This is a genomic window from Agromyces sp. NPDC029043 (assembly GCF_055564615.1).
Window position 1 is genome coordinate 96,969 of sequence record NZ_JBVHVX010000019.1, and the last position, 14,863, is coordinate 111,831.

General features: G+C 65.9%; 17 protein-coding genes and 1 pseudogene. 11 read left to right on the plus strand and 7 right to left on the minus strand.

Going from position 1 to position 14,863, the window contains the following annotated elements; genetic code table 11:
- Positions 1-19 precede the first annotated feature (19 nt).
- The 4 genes from ACZ4TW_RS19410 to ACZ4TW_RS19425 form a co-directional block, all read right to left on the minus strand.
- Positions 20-208: a GlsB/YeaQ/YmgE family stress response membrane protein gene (locus ACZ4TW_RS19410; RefSeq protein ID WP_465545424.1), complete on the minus strand. Its 189-nt coding sequence runs from the start codon at positions 206-208 to the stop codon at positions 20-22.
- 180 nt (positions 209-388) lie between these two features.
- Entirely contained in the window at positions 389-601 is a 213-nt protein-coding gene (locus ACZ4TW_RS19415; protein WP_465545426.1) for a hypothetical protein, read from the minus strand.
- Positions 602-705: 104 nt separating this feature from the next.
- Positions 706-1,104: a hypothetical protein gene (locus ACZ4TW_RS19420; RefSeq protein WP_465545428.1), complete on the minus strand. Its 399-nt coding sequence runs from the start codon at positions 1,102-1,104 to the stop codon at positions 706-708.
- A gap of 115 nt (positions 1,105-1,219) precedes the next feature.
- Entirely contained in the window at positions 1,220-1,504 is a 285-nt protein-coding gene (locus ACZ4TW_RS19425; RefSeq protein WP_465545430.1) for a hypothetical protein, read from the minus strand.
- A 37-nt stretch (positions 1,505-1,541) separates the two neighbouring features.
- Here ACZ4TW_RS19425 and ACZ4TW_RS19430 point away from each other — a divergent pair, with 37 nt between their 5' ends.
- The 5 genes from ACZ4TW_RS19430 to acmB all read left to right on the plus strand — a co-directional run bounded on the left by ACZ4TW_RS19430 (position 1,542) and on the right by acmB (position 6,416).
- Positions 1,542-2,015, plus strand: coding sequence for an NUDIX hydrolase (locus ACZ4TW_RS19430; protein ID WP_465545431.1), 474 nt, complete (start codon positions 1,542-1,544; stop codon positions 2,013-2,015).
- 69 nt (positions 2,016-2,084) lie between these two features.
- Positions 2,085-3,035 carry an NADP-dependent oxidoreductase gene (locus tag ACZ4TW_RS19435; RefSeq protein ID WP_465545433.1) on the plus strand — a complete coding sequence of 317 codons (951 nt, stop codon included), beginning with the start codon at positions 2,085-2,087 and terminating at the stop codon, positions 3,033-3,035.
- Between the two features lie 54 nt (positions 3,036-3,089).
- Entirely contained in the window at positions 3,090-3,920 is an 831-nt protein-coding gene (locus ACZ4TW_RS19440) for an aldo/keto reductase (RefSeq protein ID WP_465545435.1), read from the plus strand.
- A gap of 60 nt (positions 3,921-3,980) precedes the next feature.
- Positions 3,981-5,153 carry an aminotransferase class I/II-fold pyridoxal phosphate-dependent enzyme gene (locus tag ACZ4TW_RS19445; RefSeq protein ID WP_465545437.1) on the plus strand — a complete coding sequence of 391 codons (1,173 nt, stop codon included), beginning with the start codon at positions 3,981-3,983 and terminating at the stop codon, positions 5,151-5,153.
- Between the two features lie 48 nt (positions 5,154-5,201).
- Positions 5,202-6,416 carry a methyl acetate hydrolase AcmB gene (gene acmB / locus ACZ4TW_RS19450; protein ID WP_465545439.1) on the plus strand — a complete coding sequence of 405 codons (1,215 nt, stop codon included), beginning with the start codon at positions 5,202-5,204 and terminating at the stop codon, positions 6,414-6,416.
- 292 nt (positions 6,417-6,708) lie between these two features.
- Here acmB and ACZ4TW_RS19455 read toward each other — a convergent pair whose 3' ends face one another.
- A complete protein-coding gene (locus tag ACZ4TW_RS19455) occupies positions 6,709-7,317 on the minus strand; it encodes a DUF6891 domain-containing protein (protein WP_465545441.1) in 609 nt (202 codons plus the stop codon).
- Positions 7,318-7,412: 95 nt separating this feature from the next.
- Here ACZ4TW_RS19455 and ACZ4TW_RS19460 point away from each other — a divergent pair, with 95 nt between their 5' ends.
- Both ACZ4TW_RS19460 and ACZ4TW_RS19465 read left to right on the plus strand, forming a co-directional pair.
- Complete coding sequence (locus ACZ4TW_RS19460) at positions 7,413-8,060, plus strand: class II aldolase/adducin family protein (protein ID WP_465545443.1); 648 nt, start codon at positions 7,413-7,415, stop codon at positions 8,058-8,060.
- Positions 8,057-8,962 (plus strand): carbohydrate kinase family protein, encoded by a 906-nt coding sequence (locus tag ACZ4TW_RS19465; protein ID WP_465545445.1) that lies wholly within the window; start codon positions 8,057-8,059, stop codon positions 8,960-8,962. The genes ACZ4TW_RS19460 and ACZ4TW_RS19465 overlap by 4 nt, the downstream gene beginning before the upstream one ends.
- A gap of 15 nt (positions 8,963-8,977) precedes the next feature.
- Here ACZ4TW_RS19465 and ACZ4TW_RS19470 read toward each other — a convergent pair whose 3' ends face one another.
- Both ACZ4TW_RS19470 and ACZ4TW_RS19475 read right to left on the minus strand, forming a co-directional pair.
- Positions 8,978-9,496 carry a GNAT family N-acetyltransferase gene (locus ACZ4TW_RS19470; RefSeq protein WP_465545447.1) on the minus strand — a complete coding sequence of 173 codons (519 nt, stop codon included), beginning with the start codon at positions 9,494-9,496 and terminating at the stop codon, positions 8,978-8,980.
- 8 nt (positions 9,497-9,504) lie between these two features.
- Entirely contained in the window at positions 9,505-10,119 is a 615-nt protein-coding gene (locus tag ACZ4TW_RS19475; RefSeq protein ID WP_465545449.1) for a TetR/AcrR family transcriptional regulator, read from the minus strand.
- A gap of 102 nt (positions 10,120-10,221) precedes the next feature.
- Here ACZ4TW_RS19475 and ACZ4TW_RS19480 point away from each other — a divergent pair, with 102 nt between their 5' ends.
- The 4 genes and pseudogenes from ACZ4TW_RS19480 (at position 10,222) to ACZ4TW_RS19495 (ending at position 14,629) form a co-directional block, all read left to right on the plus strand.
- Positions 10,222-12,000, plus strand: a complete 1,779-nt coding sequence (locus ACZ4TW_RS19480; protein ID WP_465545451.1) for an acyl-CoA dehydrogenase — start codon at positions 10,222-10,224, stop codon at positions 11,998-12,000.
- A gap of 33 nt (positions 12,001-12,033) precedes the next feature.
- Complete coding sequence (locus ACZ4TW_RS19485) at positions 12,034-12,795, plus strand: SDR family NAD(P)-dependent oxidoreductase (protein ID WP_465545453.1); 762 nt, start codon at positions 12,034-12,036, stop codon at positions 12,793-12,795.
- A 159-nt stretch (positions 12,796-12,954) separates the two neighbouring features.
- A pseudogene (locus tag ACZ4TW_RS19490) lies at positions 12,955-13,032 on the plus strand (hypothetical protein); the annotation flags it as partial.
- 112 nt (positions 13,033-13,144) lie between these two features.
- Positions 13,145-14,629, plus strand: coding sequence for an alpha-keto acid decarboxylase family protein (locus ACZ4TW_RS19495; protein WP_465545464.1), 1,485 nt, complete (start codon positions 13,145-13,147; stop codon positions 14,627-14,629).
- Positions 14,630-14,863 lie beyond the last annotated feature (234 nt).

Sequence of the window (14,863 nt, forward strand, 5' to 3'; positions counted from 1 at the left end):
CGGGCGGCGCGGGCCGCTGTCAGACGCGGGTGTGTGAACGTCCCCGAACCATGTTGACGATCCAGAGCAGCAGGCAGGCGCCGGCCAGACAGGTGACAAAGCTGAAGATGTAACCGCCACCTTCGACGTCGACACCGAACAGGCTGAGAAGGAACCCGCCGATGAGTCCGCCGATGATGATCCAGGAGAAGAATCCGAGCGCGAGCATGTGGTGCCTCCAAGTTATCGGCGGGGCCACGAGGTTGTGGACCCGGCTTCCCCCCTCCCTTGCACCGTTCGGGCGATTACGGGCCGAGGAGGCACCGTTGCGAATTCGTACGCAAGACGAAACATTGCCGTCGACTGTCCGTACCCCGGGGGTGGGCTCGGTTCACGACGCGGAGCCGGGTCAGAGGGATGTGGTGCCGTTGTTCGAGGTGGTCTTGTTCGACCGGATCAGCATGTAGCCGCCGTAGATGGCGAGAGCGGCGACGCCCAGCCAGAACAGCCCCTTGATCAGCGGGCCGATGAGTGCCAGTCCGAGGAGGACGACGGCGATGATGCCGAGGATCTTCCAGAAGGTCATGCCGGAGTTGTTGGTGGTGGTCAGTGATGTGTTCATGACTCCACTGTGGCTCGGTCCCGGGCAAAAATCAGCACCTGAGCACGCAGTTGGGGGAAAGATCAGGGTCCTCCCCTGACCCGTCGTCGACGACGAGCCGCACGTCACCCCGGGCACGGCACGGTGTACCCGAATCCCAGGTCACCGCTGCCGGCGACGCCGCACCGGTCGCGGAACCAGGCGACGCAGATGTCGGCGATGACTTCGTGGGATCGCGTGAAGAGATAGCCATCGGTGCAGTCCGGGAAGCGGCCGTCGTGGTGCCAGCGGTCCAGTGCGCGGGCCGGGACCGAATAGTCGGCGAGCATCGGTATGTCCATCCGCCGGCGCGATAACCGCACCAGATAGGTACCCGCCCTCAGGCGGTGGATCTGGGCGGAGTCGGCCAGATCGTCATCGGCGCCGGCCGGCCCGACCTCGAGCACGGAGCCCGTGGCCATCGTCGTCGTCGATTGCACGAGCCAGGCACGCATCTCGCGCCAAACGGATTCGGTCGATGGCACCGCGACCTCCACTGATTCTCGGACCGGGCCCAGGTGACCCGCCACTATCCGGAGTCAAGCAGACGACTCTGACAATCAGCGCAGGCAACCGTGAGGGTCAGCGATGAGAATCGCCTCAGGCGCCAGGCTCGTCGTCGAAGGTGACCAGCGGAGTCCCACCGAATTCGCGGTACACCGATCCCACGGCCACCACGATGCTCATCGCGAGACACAGCCAGGTGCTGCCCGGAACGTGCGAGGGCCCCAGATTGACGATGTCGACAACGGCCCAGATCAAACCGATGCACCCGACGACGAGGAAGAACACCCAGATCCCCCGACCCTGTGAGCGGCGCCCGGTGCTCGCTGTGGCTGACATCATGAACCTCCTCGTCGACGACTCGGCGTCGTCGAGCACCACTCTGCTAGGCGGGCACCGTGCAAGGCAAGATTGGTGCATGCCGATCCCCGATTTCATCCGCCACCTGCGCACACACGTCGGGCACGCACCGCTGTGGCTGTCCGGGGTGAGCGCCGTCATCGTCGACGACGACGGTCGGGTGCTGCTCACCCACCGTGCCGACACGAAGGAGTGGGCGGTGGTCTCCGGGGTGCTCGAACCGGGCGAGGAACCGGCAGTCGCCGCCCTGCGCGAGATCACCGAGGAGACCGGGGTGCGGGCCGAGATCATCCGACTCACCAGCGTCGACGTCACGCCGATGATCACCTACCCCAACGGGGATCAGACGCAATACCTCGATGTGTGCTTCCTCGCGCGCTACGTCGACGGGAAGCCGCACGCCGCCGATGACGAGAACCTCGCCGTCGAATGGTTTGCACCACAAGACTTTCCGGCTGATCTCGCCGCGACGTCGACGTTGCGGATCACGCATGCGCTGAGCGGAAACGATCACGCGTGGTTTCGACGCTGACCGATCGCATCGAAGCCGACATTGCGGACGCGGGGAATACCGCGCGACACCGGGCGCCTTGAACCAGGCATGGCTGAATCTGCTGATCGCACGTCCCGGCGCGCCGTCGCCACCGCTTACGGAGACCCGACAGACGTCGTCGAGATCGTCACCGCAGAGATCCCACCACCCGGATCGGGCCAGGTCCTGGTGCGTGTCGCGGCCGCCGGAGTGAACCCGATCGACGTCAAGACCGTCCAGGGCGCGATGAGCGCCGATGAGTCGAAACTGCCTCTAGCGCTCGGTTTCGAGTCGGCCGGGACCGTCGTCGAGATCGGCCCGGGCGTGACCGATGTCGCCGTCGGCGACGAGGTGATCGTGTATCGCGCCGTGGGCGGCTACACCGATCTGCTGGTGGCCGACGTTGACGCGGTCCATCCGCGGCCGGCCGAACTCGACGTGGAGCACGCCGCGGGCCTCCTGCTCGTCGGTGTGACCGCCGCCGATACCATCGCGACCACCGCGATCGGCGACGGCGACGTCGTACTGATCCACGGCGGTTCGGGCGCCGTCGGGACGATCGCGATCCAACTCGCGCGGGCAGCAGGCGCCACGGTCATCACCACCGCCCGCGGCATCCATCACGATTTCCTGCGGTCACTCGGCGCAACACCCGTCGAGTACGGCGACGGGCTGCTCGACCGTATCCGGGATCTCGGGATCGGCCCGATCACGGCGGCCATCGACACGGTCGGCACCGACGAGGCGATCGACACGTCGTTGGCCCTGGTCCCCAACCCCGGACGCATCGCGTCCATCGCGGCGTTCGGCCGCGCCGCCGACGGCATCGTGTTGCTCAACGGGTCCACGCCGCAGAGCACCGCGAACCGGCGCGCGGCCATCCCGTCTCTCATCGCCGACGCGGCGTCGGGCGCCCTCGTCACCGAGGTCGCCAAGACCTTTCCACTCGCGCAGGCCGGGCCTGCGTTGACCGAGCTCTCCGCGAGCCACCCGCGCGGCAAATTCGTTCTGATTCCCTGATTTTCACGGTTTCTTCGATTCCGGTTCGTCACTCGATATCCAAGGAGTTCCGACATGACAGTTCCCGCCATCACACTCAACAACGGCGTCACCATCCCCCAGCTCGGATTCGGCGTCTTCCAGATCCCGCCGGAGGAGACCGAGGCGGCCACGCTGACCGCGTTCGAGGTGGGCTACCGCCACATCGACACCGCGGAGATGTACGGCAACGAGAAGGGTGTCGGGCAGGCACTCGCGGCGTCGGGATTGCCCCGCGACGAGGTGTTCATCACCAGCAAGCTCAACAACGGTTCCCACGCCTACGACGACGCCCTGCGCGCCGCTGATCAGACCCTTGCCGATCTCGGCGTCGACGCCGTCGACCTGTTTCTCATCCACTGGCCGCTCCCCGATGTCGGCGATTACGTCGAGACGTGGAAGGCCCTGGAGAAGTTCTATGCCGACGGCAAGGCGCGCGCCATCGGTGTGTCCAACTTCCAGCAGCATCATCTGCGGCGGTTGTTCGAGGAGACCGAGATCGTCCCGGCGGTCAATCAGATCGAGGTGCATCCGTATCTGACGCAGGATGCGTTGCGCGCCTTCAACGCCGGACATGAGATCGCCACGGAGGCATGGTCGCCGATCGCGCAGGGCGACGTCCTCGACGATCCGGTTCTCGGCGAGATCGCCTCCTCCCTCGACCGCACCGTCGCACAGGTCGTCCTGCGCTGGCACATCCAGCGCGGCGACATCGTGTTCCCCAAGTCGGTGACCCGCTCACGGGTTGAGGAGAACTTCGATCTGTTCGGCTTCTCCCTCTCCGACGGCGAGATGTCCCGGATCGACGGCCTGAACAAGGATCGTCGTCGTGGTCCGGACCCGGACACGTTCAACTACATTCCCTGACCCGGCCGGGTTTCCGGACCCGGAACGGAACAAGATGGGCGCGAGCGCAGAATGGGGATCATGAGGATCTCCCGACGCGCCGCCTCCGTCACGCCGTTCTACGCCATGGAGTTCGGCAAGCGGGCAGCGGCGGTCGAGGCGACCGGACAGCACGTGGTGAAGCTGAGCATCGGTGAACCGGATTTCGGTCCGCCGCCGGCGTTTCTCGCCGCGGCCCGGGAACTGACCGACGGTCGTCCCCTGGCGTATACGGACGCACTGGGCCTGCCGGAGTTGCGGTCCGCGATCGCGGGGTTCTACGGCGATCATTTCCGGTGCTCGGTGGGCCCAGAGCAGGTGGTGGTGACGGCGGGGGCCTCGGCGGCGTTGCTGCTGTGCTGCGCGGCGCTGATCGATCCCGGCGACGAGGTGCTCGTCGCCGATCCGTCCTATCCGTGCAATCGACGGTTCGCCGAGAGCTTCGGCGGTGTGGTGCGGCTCCTCGGGACGACGCCGGAGAGCCGGTTTCAGCTCACCGCCGCCGACGTCGACGACGCGTGGGGTCCGACGACCCGTGGCGTCATGGTGGCCACGCCGTCGAATCCGACGGGGACGTCGGTCCGCTATACCGAGTTGTCCGCTCTGTGCGACACGGTCGCCCGACACGAGGGTTGGCGGATCGTCGACGAGATCTATCTGGGGCTCGCCGACGACACCAACGGTCACGCGCCGCAGAGCATTCTGGCGCACGACCCGAATGCCATCGTCATCAATAGTTTCTCCAAGTATTTCGGGATGACCGGCTGGCGGTTGGGCTGGTGCATCGTCCCCAGAGAACTGGTTCCCGTCGTCGAACGACTGGCGCAGAATTACTACATCTGCCCGCCGACGCCCGCCCAGTTCGCCGCCCTCGCCTGTTTCACACCGGAGTCGCTGGCCGTCGCCGAAGCCCGACGCGCCGAATTCCGGGAGCGACGCTCGCTGGTGCTGGCCGGCCTGGCCGGGATCGGACTCGAGGTTCCCGTCGAACCCGACGGCGCGTTCTATGTGTACATCGACGTGTCGTCGACGGGGTTGACGTCCTCGGAATTCTGCGATCGAGCGTTGACCGATGCGCACGTATCACTCACTCCCGGAAAGGATTTCGGCGACGTCGGCGCGGAACGCTATGTCCGTCTCTCGTACGCGGCCAGCAGTGCGGAACTGACCGAGGGGATCGCACGTCTCGGCACCTTCGTTGCGTCACTCGGTTAGGCGCCTACACTCGCCTGCGGACGACCGGCACTCAATGAGGAGGCTGACATGACCACACCCACCGTCGACCGGCAGCAGCTGGCGGACGCCATCGAGCCTGTGTTGGCGGCCGGCGTCGAGGGCATACCTCGGGCACCCGGCGTCGTCGGCGGGGTGACCACCGCCGAGCGCACCGTCTACCTCGGTGCCGCCGGCACACGCGCGCTTGATGATTCGCCGACGCCGTCGCGAATGACGACCGACTCGGTGTTCGCCATCTTCTCCACCACCAAGGCGGTCACCGCGACGGTTGCGCTGCAGTTGGTCGAGAGCGGCGCGCTCGATCTCGACGCCCCCGCCGAGGAGTATGAGCCGCGACTGGCCGACGTCGCCGTCGTCGAGGGTATCGACGACGACGGCCAGCTTCGCCTGCGTGCGCCGGCATCGGCCCCAACTGTCCGCCAACTGCTCACGCACACAGCAGGTTTCGGCTACGACTTCTTCGACTCGGAGCTACTGCGACTCGCGCGGGAACAGGGACGTCCGGATATCGTGACCGCGACCCTCGAGTCACTGAAGACACCCCTGCTGTTCGACCCCGGCACCCGCTGGCAGTACGGCATCAACATGGACTGGGCCGGACTGGTGATCGAGGCGGTCACCGGGCAGCGACTCGGCGACGTCATGATCGACCGCATCTTCAGCCCGCTCGGCATGGCGGACACGGGATTCACCCTCAGCGCGGACATGCGGGATCGTCGTGCGTTGATGCATCACCGGATGCCCGACGGCTCGCTCAAGCTGAACCGGAAGTTCGCCCTGCCCGCGGACCCGGAGGTCCACATGGGTGGGCACGGGCTGTACTCCACCGTCGGCGATTACCTCAAGTTCATCCGGATGTGGTTGCGGGACGGCCAATCCGACTCCGGCGATCAGGTGCTACGGCCCGAGACGATCGCCGACGCTGCCCGCAATCACATCGGCGATCTGCAGGTCACCGCACTGCCCGGCGTCAACCCGACGCTGTCCAACGACATCGAGTTCTTCCCCGGACAGCGCAAGTCCTGGGGCATCTCGTTTCTGCGCAACGACGAGGACGCCCCCACCGGCCGCCCCGCCGGATCGCTGGCGTGGGCCGGCCTGGCCAACCTCTACTACTGGATCGACCTGACCAACAAGATCGGCGGCTACTACGCCACGCAGATCTTCCCCTTCGGCGACCCCACCGCCCTGAACAACTACCTCGAGTTCGAGTCCGCAACCTACTCCGCGCTGCGCTCCTGACCCCGAACGGGCACACACCAGCAACCACCGGGCACAACCTCACGCCGAACGGGCACACACCAGCACCCATCGGGCACAACCTCACGCCGAACGGGCACGGGATCAGTGGAAGTTGCCCGACGGATGCACGCCCAGTGACCCACCGTTAGTCGCTCGCCGCTCTGAGGTCGGAGTGTGCCCGCTCGGGCTTGTGCGCGCACGCTCGACGTTGGTGCGCGCCCGCTCGACGTTGGTGCGCGCCCGCTCGACGTTGGTGCGCGCCCGCTCGGGCTTGGTGCGTGCCCGCTCGATGCTAGGTTGTGCCCGCTCGGCGTGGGATCATCCCCACCCGCGCAACGGCTTTCGCCACGTCGATGCTGACGGCGATGCGATCGGCCGGATCGCCCGACCAGGTGACATCGAATCCGTTGCGCACCAGCGCATCCACCACGACGACGCCGGCCATCGAGTCCGAGAAGCCGTCGGACTCGGCGAATGAGCCGAAGCCCAGCCGCAGTTCCGATTCCGCCCCCACGAGGCGCTCCGCGTCCTCTTCGTGGAAGTAGACGTAGGCCCACTCGCAATAGCCGCCGTCGCCGTCGGGGGTACGTTCACCACCGATACGGTCCACCGCGCACGCGGCGCAGCATGCGTAGCTCATCCGGCCCAGCACACCCGCGACGCCGAGTTCGGCGAACGCCGCGCTCAGTCGTCCGAAGTCTCCGGTGTCGGTCCAGGTGTGCTCGATGGCGGTTCGCCGCCGCCATTGCTCGTGGAGGATCGCACGCACACTGCCCGTATCGACATTGCGATCCTCGGCCCAGTCCCGGACATCCGCCTCGAGTTCCTCGAGATCAAGGAATCCCGGCTCAACCCGCACACGAACGAATTCATCGAGGTCCTCCTCCTGTTCTGGTGTCACGCTGCCCTCCCCGCGTTGGCCCCCTGCACATCGCGTGAACTTGGATGCGCCGCAACCCGAGAAGGTTCCCCGGCCGGTCGACTAACGTGTGCGACGTGCCCTTCGACGCCGAACGCGCCGCCCTCGCGGCGGCCGCCCACCGACTCGCCGCCTCCGGCCTGACACACGGGACGGGCGGCAACCTGTCGATCCGCGTCGACGATCACGTGATCCTCACGCCGTCGGGGTCACGTCTGGAGACGGTGGCTCCGGAACAGATGGTCGTCGTCGATCTCGACGGCACCGTCGTCGAGGACACCCCACATCAGCCGACGTCCGAACTGCGCATTCACCTCGACGTCTACCGTTCGACGACGGCCCGTGCGGTTGCGCATGCACATCCCGTCGCGTCCATCGCGGTGGCCAATTCCGTCGACGAGCTACCCGCCGTGCACTACACCGCGGCGATGCTGGGCGGCACGATTCGTGTCGCGCCGTACGCGGTATTCGGGAGTCAGGAACTGTCCGACGGCGTCGCCGCCGCGCTCACCGACCGCGTCGCCGCCCTCATGCGCAACCACGGATCGGTCGCCTGGGGCACCGACATCGACGCCGCGTGCGATCACATCGAACTCGTCGACTGGCTCGCCCGCATCCACCTGCAGGCTCCCGGTGGCTCCACCCTGACCGGGGATCAACTGATCGAGGTCGTCGTCACCGCAGCGCAACGTCACTACACACCGTTCCCGGGGAGAAACTCATGACCAGAACCGTCGTCACCTTCGGCGCGCACGTCCTCGATGTGCTCGCGCAACCCGTCGACGAGATCCCGGAAGGTCAAGGGGCAGCACTGGTTCGGCAGATCCGTATGTCAGCGGCGGGACCAGCCGGCGGCACCGCGATCACCCTCGCCAAGCTCGGCCTCGAGGTGTACACCGTGGGCGCCATCGGCGACGACGACGCCGGTTCTGTCCTCGATACCGCACTCAACCGCTTCGGGGTGGTCACCGATCATCTCATCCGCGTCGACGCACCGACGTCCATGAGCGTGCTACCGATCCGCTCCAACGGTGACCGGCCCGCCCTGCATCAGCCGGGCGCAAATCTGGCCTACCCGCTGGAACGGATTCCCCTCGAATTGCTCACCGGCGCAGCGCATCTGCATCTCGGCGCACCCGAGCTGTTCAACCCGCCGGCGCTCGTCGATCTCCTCGCCGACGTCGCGGCCACCGGCACCACGATCTCCGCGGACATCCTCGCCAACGGGGATCCCGGAGTGCTTGCCTGGATCGAACCCATCCTGCCGCATCTCGATTACCTGCTGCCCAATGACGATCAGGTACGCGGATTCACCGGCGAGTCAGAGCTCGTCACCGGTTGTCGACGACTCATCGAGAAGGGTGTCGAGGTCGTCGCCGTCACCACCGGAGCCGACGGCGCGTATGTCGTCACCGCAGAGGATGCCGAGCACGCCTCGGCGACCGAGGTCGACGTCGTCGACACGAGTGGTTGCGGTGATGCGTTCTCGGGTGGCTTCCTCGCGGCACGCCTGCATGACCTGTCGCTGGTCGATTCCGCCCGAATCGGTTGTGTGGTAGCGGGATTGGTGGCCGGCGGTCTGGGCAGCGACGTCGGCGACTTCACCTGGTCATCGGTGGCCGGCTGACGCAGACCGCCACAGTCAGATCGCGTCGGGATCGGTACGATCGTCCAATTCTATCTGCAGGAACACCAGATCGAGCCAACGGCCGAACTTGGTACCGACCTGGGGCAGCAGCCCCACCGTCCGGAACCCGAGCCGCTCATGGACCCTGATCGACCCGACGTTGCTCGCGTCGATACCGGCAACCATCACATGTTTGCCCAATTGCCGTGCGCGGTCCAGTAATTCGACCATCAGTGCCGTACCCAACCCGCCGCCGCGCACGTCGCCGCGGATGTATACCGAGTGCTCCACGGTGTGCCGGTACCCGTCATGGGGCCGCCAGTCACCGAACGTCGCATAGCCGAGCGCCACATCGTCGTCGTCGACGGCGACGATGACGGGGTACCCGGAGCGGCGTCGTTCTGCTATCCATTCCAGGCGATCAGCGGCGTCGACGATCTTCTCGTTCCAGATCGCCGTCGTGTGCTGCACCGCGTCGTTGTAGATCACGGTGATGGCGGCTACGTCACCGTCGACGGCGTCGCGAATCCTCATGGCTCTCCTCACCCTCGCGGCGCGACCATCCGCACCGCAAGATCAGCGTAGGCCCGCGCGAGCGCATCCGCGTCGGAGTGGGTGCGGGAGGGGAACCAGCGGCACACGTCGACGCACAGCGACGAGATGGCCAGGACGACGTCGCCTGCATCGTCGACGTCGAACTCCCCGGTCGCGAGCCCCTCGTCGACGACCCGCGCGAGGATGGCGCTGGTGTCGCGCCGGATGGCCGTGACCTCCCGATAGTGGTCGTCGGTCAGCCCGTGCAATTCGTACTGGACGACCTTGGCGAGGTCGTGATGGTCGGCCTGCCATCGCACAAACGCGCCGACGACGGCCCGTAGCCGCCCGACGGCTCCCTCGGACGGATCGACGGAGGCATCGGCGGCCCGCAACTGCGCGAGCGTGTCCCGATGCCCGTCGACGGAGATCGCGTAGAGCAATTCCTCCTTGGAGCGGTAGTGCGGATACATCGCCGCGGCGCTGAGATTGAGGCGTTTCGCGATCTGGCGGGTCGACGTCCCGCCGTATCCGACCTCGGCAAACGATGCGATGGCGGCGTCACGGATGCGGGCGGCCGCACGCGAATCCCGACGACCCGGTGCCGGGTCCGGTGCGCTCATCAATGCCTCCTGGTGGTTGACCTGACGGCCTTGTCCAGGCAGTATAAGCGAGTGCTCATTAAATGAGCGAGTGCTTATATCTCCGCCGTCGAGAGGATTGACATGGCTGCCCCACTGAGTCGCCGCGACCTGGACTTTCTGCTCTACGAGTGGCTCGACGTCGAATCCCTCACGCGGCGCGAGCGGTTCGCCGAGCATTCCAGGGAGACCTTCGACGCGGTGCTGGACCTGTCCGAGGATCTCGCCGTCAAGAAGTTCGCGCCGCTCAACAAGCTCGGCGATCAGCAGGAGCCGCAGGTCGGCGAGGACGGGAAGGTCGTCCAACCCGCCGAGATCGTCGACGGCATCCGGGCGTTCATCGAGTCGGGATTACTCGCGGGGTCCTTCGACGACGATCTCGGTGGTATGCAACTGCCGACCACCGTCGGGCACGCCTCCCAGGCCTGGTTCCAGGCGGCGAACGCAGGCATGTCGTCGTATGCGTTTCTGACGATCGGCAACGCCAACCTGCTCGTCGAGTACGGCACCCCCGAACAGATCGACACGTGGGTGCGGCCGATGATCGAGGGCCGCTACTTCGGCACGATGTGCCTGTCGGAACCGCAGGCCGGATCGTCGCTCGCCGACATCACCACCAGGGCCACGCCGCAGGACGACGGCACGTATCGCATCACCGGCACCAAGATGTGGATCTCCGCCGGCGAGCACGACATCAGCGAGAACATCGTGCACCTCGTCCTCGCCAAAGCCCCGGGCGGTGGCCCCGGAGTCAAGGGCATCTCACTGTTCATCGTCCCGAAATATCTCGACGACGGGACGCGCAACGACGTCGCACTCGTCGGCCTCAATCACAAGATGGGCCAGCGCGCGACGACCAACACCCTGCTCAACTTCGGCGACGGCTCCTGGCAGCCCGACGCCGTTCCCGGCGCGGTGGGGTATCTCGTCGGGGAAGAGCACAAGGGTCTCTTCTACATGTTCCACATGATGAACGAGGCGCGGATCGGCGTCGGATTCCTCGCCACCGCACTGGGTTACGCGGGATACCTGACGTCCCTGGAGTACGCGAAGGTACGTACTCAGGGACGGCCGGTCGACGACAAGAACCCGAGCAGCAAGCCGGTGCCGATCATCGAGCACGCCGATGTCAAGCGCATGCTGCTCGCCCAGAAGTCGTATGTCGAGGGCTCGATGGCACTCGGCCTCTACTGCTCCAAGATCGTCGACGAGATGGCGACGATCACCGGCGACGAGCACGATCGGCTTCTGCTCCTGCTCGATGTGCTGACCCCGATCGCCAAGAGCTGGCCGTCCCAATGGTGTTTGACCGCCAACGATCTCGCGATCCAGGTGCACGGCGGTTACGGCTACACCCGCGAGTTCGACGTCGAGCAGTACTATCGCGACAACCGGCTGAACCCCATTCATGAAGGGGCACATGGGATTCACGGCCTGGATCTGCTCGGCCGCAAGGTGATCATGAAGGGCGGTGCCGGTCTGGCACTGCTCGCCGAGACGATCGGCGCCACCATTGATCGCGCCGCTGCTGCGGGCGGACCCGCGGCAGTCCACGGAAGTGCTCTGAAGGCAGCGCTGGCCCGGCTCGTCGAGACCACGGCCGCCGTCTGGGCCGACCGCGATCCGCAACTCGCCCTGGCCAACGCGACCGCTTACCTCGAGGCCGCCGGTCACCTCGTCATCGCGTGGATGTGGCTCGAGCAACTCCTCGCCGTCGGCGACAAGACCGGCGACTTCTACGACGGCAAACGTGCTGCGGCACAGTACTTTTTCACATACGAACTCCCCAAGACAGGTCCGATGTTCGACCTGCTTGGCGCCCTCGACCGCACCACGCTCGACACCGATCCCGCGTGGCTCTGACAGCCACTCCCACCTCTTACCGTTAGGACACCGATGTCTGTTCTCGACATGTTCTCACTCACCGACAAGGTCGTCATCGTGACCGGCGCGTCGTCGGGGCTCGGCGTGGCCTTCGCCCAGGCGTTTGCCGAGGCCGGCGCCGACGTCGTGCTCGCCGCCCGACGCGTCGACAAGCTGAAAGACACTGCAGCACTGGTGGAAGCGACCGGTCGTCGGGCGTTGTGCGTCGCGACCGACGTCGCCGATCCAGGCCAGTGCCAGGGTGCAGTGGACGCCGCTGTCGCGGAATTCGGCAAGGTTGACATCCTGATCAACAACGCCGGCGTCGGCACGGCCGCGCCCGCCACGCGGGAGACGCCCGATCAGTTCCGCTCGGTCATCGACATCAACCTCAACGGCTCGTACTGGATGGCCCAGGCGTGCGGTCGCGTGATGGCTCCGGGCAGCGCGATCGTGAACATCTCGAGCATCCTGGGGATCACCACCGCCGGCCTCCCCCAGGCCGCGTACGCCGCGAGCAAGGCGGGCATCATCGGCCTGACCCGCGATCTCGCGCAGCAGTGGGGCTCCCGCAAGGGAATTCGCGTCAACGCGCTGGCGCCCGGATTCTTCAAGAGCGAGATGACCGACTCCTACGTGCCCGGCTACCTGGAGTCGCAGTTGCCGCGCGTACTGCTCGGACGTACCGGCGAACCCGCCGAGCTCGCCGCCTCCGCGGTGTGGCTGGCGTCGTCGGCCGGTGGCTACGTCACCGGTCAGACGATCGCCGTGGATGGCGGTATCACCGTCACCTAGCCTTCTACGATCGGCCTTCGGCGTCAGTCCCCCAATCGGGGGAAGGACGTGTCAGCCGTGGTTTCCACCGATTGCCGGACGTGGTGATCGGCGCGCCGATGGTGAACTGATGTCGACAGGGTTTCGACCTCGATATTCATCAGCGGAAAAGGAATGACCATGACGGACTACACGGTTGGCGACTACCTACTGGACCGACTTGTCGAACTCGGCGTCTCCGAGGTGTTCGGGGTACCCCGCGACTTCAATCTCGAATTCCTCGACCACATCGTGACCCACGAATCGGTGCGTTGGGGTCGGAAATGCCAACGAGCTCAACGCAGGCTACGCCGCCGACGGATACGGCCGAATCCGAGGCATCTCTGCTCTGGTGATCACCTTCGGCGTGGGCGAGCTCTCCGCGGCCAACGCCATCGCCGGCAGCTACGCGGAGCATGTACCAGTGGTGCACATCGTGGGCGCTCCGTCCAAGGATGCACAGGCCGCCCACCGGGTCGTCCACCACTCCCTCGGCGACGGCGACTTCGGCCACTTCCTTCGCGTCGCACGTGAATTCACCTGCGCCCAAGCCGATCTCGAAGCCGCAACCGCAACCGAGGAGATCGATCGGGTACTGCTGGAGGTCCACCAGCAAAAACTACCCGGCTATCTCCTGCTCTCCACCGATGTCGCGCGGTTCCCCGCCGACCCACCGTCGCCGCCGCTCCTCTCGCGAACCCACAACGCAACCAGCCCTCTGGCGCTATCGGAGTTCATCGAGATGGCGACCGCACTCATCGACGACCAGCAGGTGACCGTTCTCGCCGATCTGATGGTGCATCGACTCGGTGCCGTCGACGCGCTGGATAACCTCATCACCCGCGGCAACGTCCCCTTCGCGACCCTCATGTGGGGTAAGAGCATGCTGGACGAGAGCCGACCGAACTTCCTTGGCATCTATACGGGGGCGGCCAGCGAAGAATCGGTCCGAACCGCGGTAGAGGACGCCCCCGTTCTGATCATGGCCGGGGTGCAGTTCACCGACCTGGTCAGTGGCTTCTTCACGCAGCACATCGACCCGACGCGCACCATCGTCCTGGATACCCATGAAGCACGGATCGGCAACACCGTGGTGGCTCCACTGGACATGCGCGACGCGCTCGACGCGCTGACGATGATCCTTCAGAACCGCGATGTCGCGCCGACGTATTCGGCCGGCGCCGATCGCACACACGCTACCCGCATCATCGACGACGATGCGCAGCTATCGCAAGAGACTTTGTGGGACAAGCTGTCTGAGGGTCTGACAGCAGGAAATATTGTCCTTGCCGACCAGGGCACGTCGTTCTACGGAATGGCGGCGCATCGCCTCCCCACCGGTGTGACCTTCATCGGTCAGCCACTGTGGGCATCGATCGGCTACACCCTGCCGGCAGCGCTCGGCGCGGCGGTCGCCGCCCCGGGCCGACGCACTGTTCTGCTGATCGGTGACGGTGCCGCCCAACTCACGATGCAAGAGCTCGGCACGTTCGCGCGCGAGGACGTCAATCCTGTTGTCGTGGTGGTGAACAACAACGGCTACACCGTCGAACGGGCGATCCACGGCGACACTGCCCACTACAACGACATCTCGACCTGGGACTGGCAGTCCACCCCGTCGGCACTGGGCGTCACGTCAGCACAAACATTCCGGGCGTCGACGCCACGCGAGCTCGATGCCGCCTTCACGGCCGCAATCGACGACCCGGACAGGATGACGTTTATCGAGGCCGTGGTTCCGACCATGGATGTGCCACCGCTGTTGTCCGAGATCGCCCAGTCAGCTGCCAAGGCCAACGCAGCCCAGAGCAACTGAGGAGCCCGTTCGTCGGCGGATTCTCCCGGTCCTGTGCTTGACGAGATCAGGGGTTGCGCGTGTCTGATTCGGGGGCTATAGTCGAACGTATATTCGAAGTGTGGGCGACGGGATTCCGGGGAGGGGGTGACAGCAATGAGTGACAGCACCGACGACGCCGATGGCACAGCAGTTGCGTCGTCCGAGACTCCCGACGGCACTGATGGTGCAGCGTCCACTCTGTGCGACACCCCC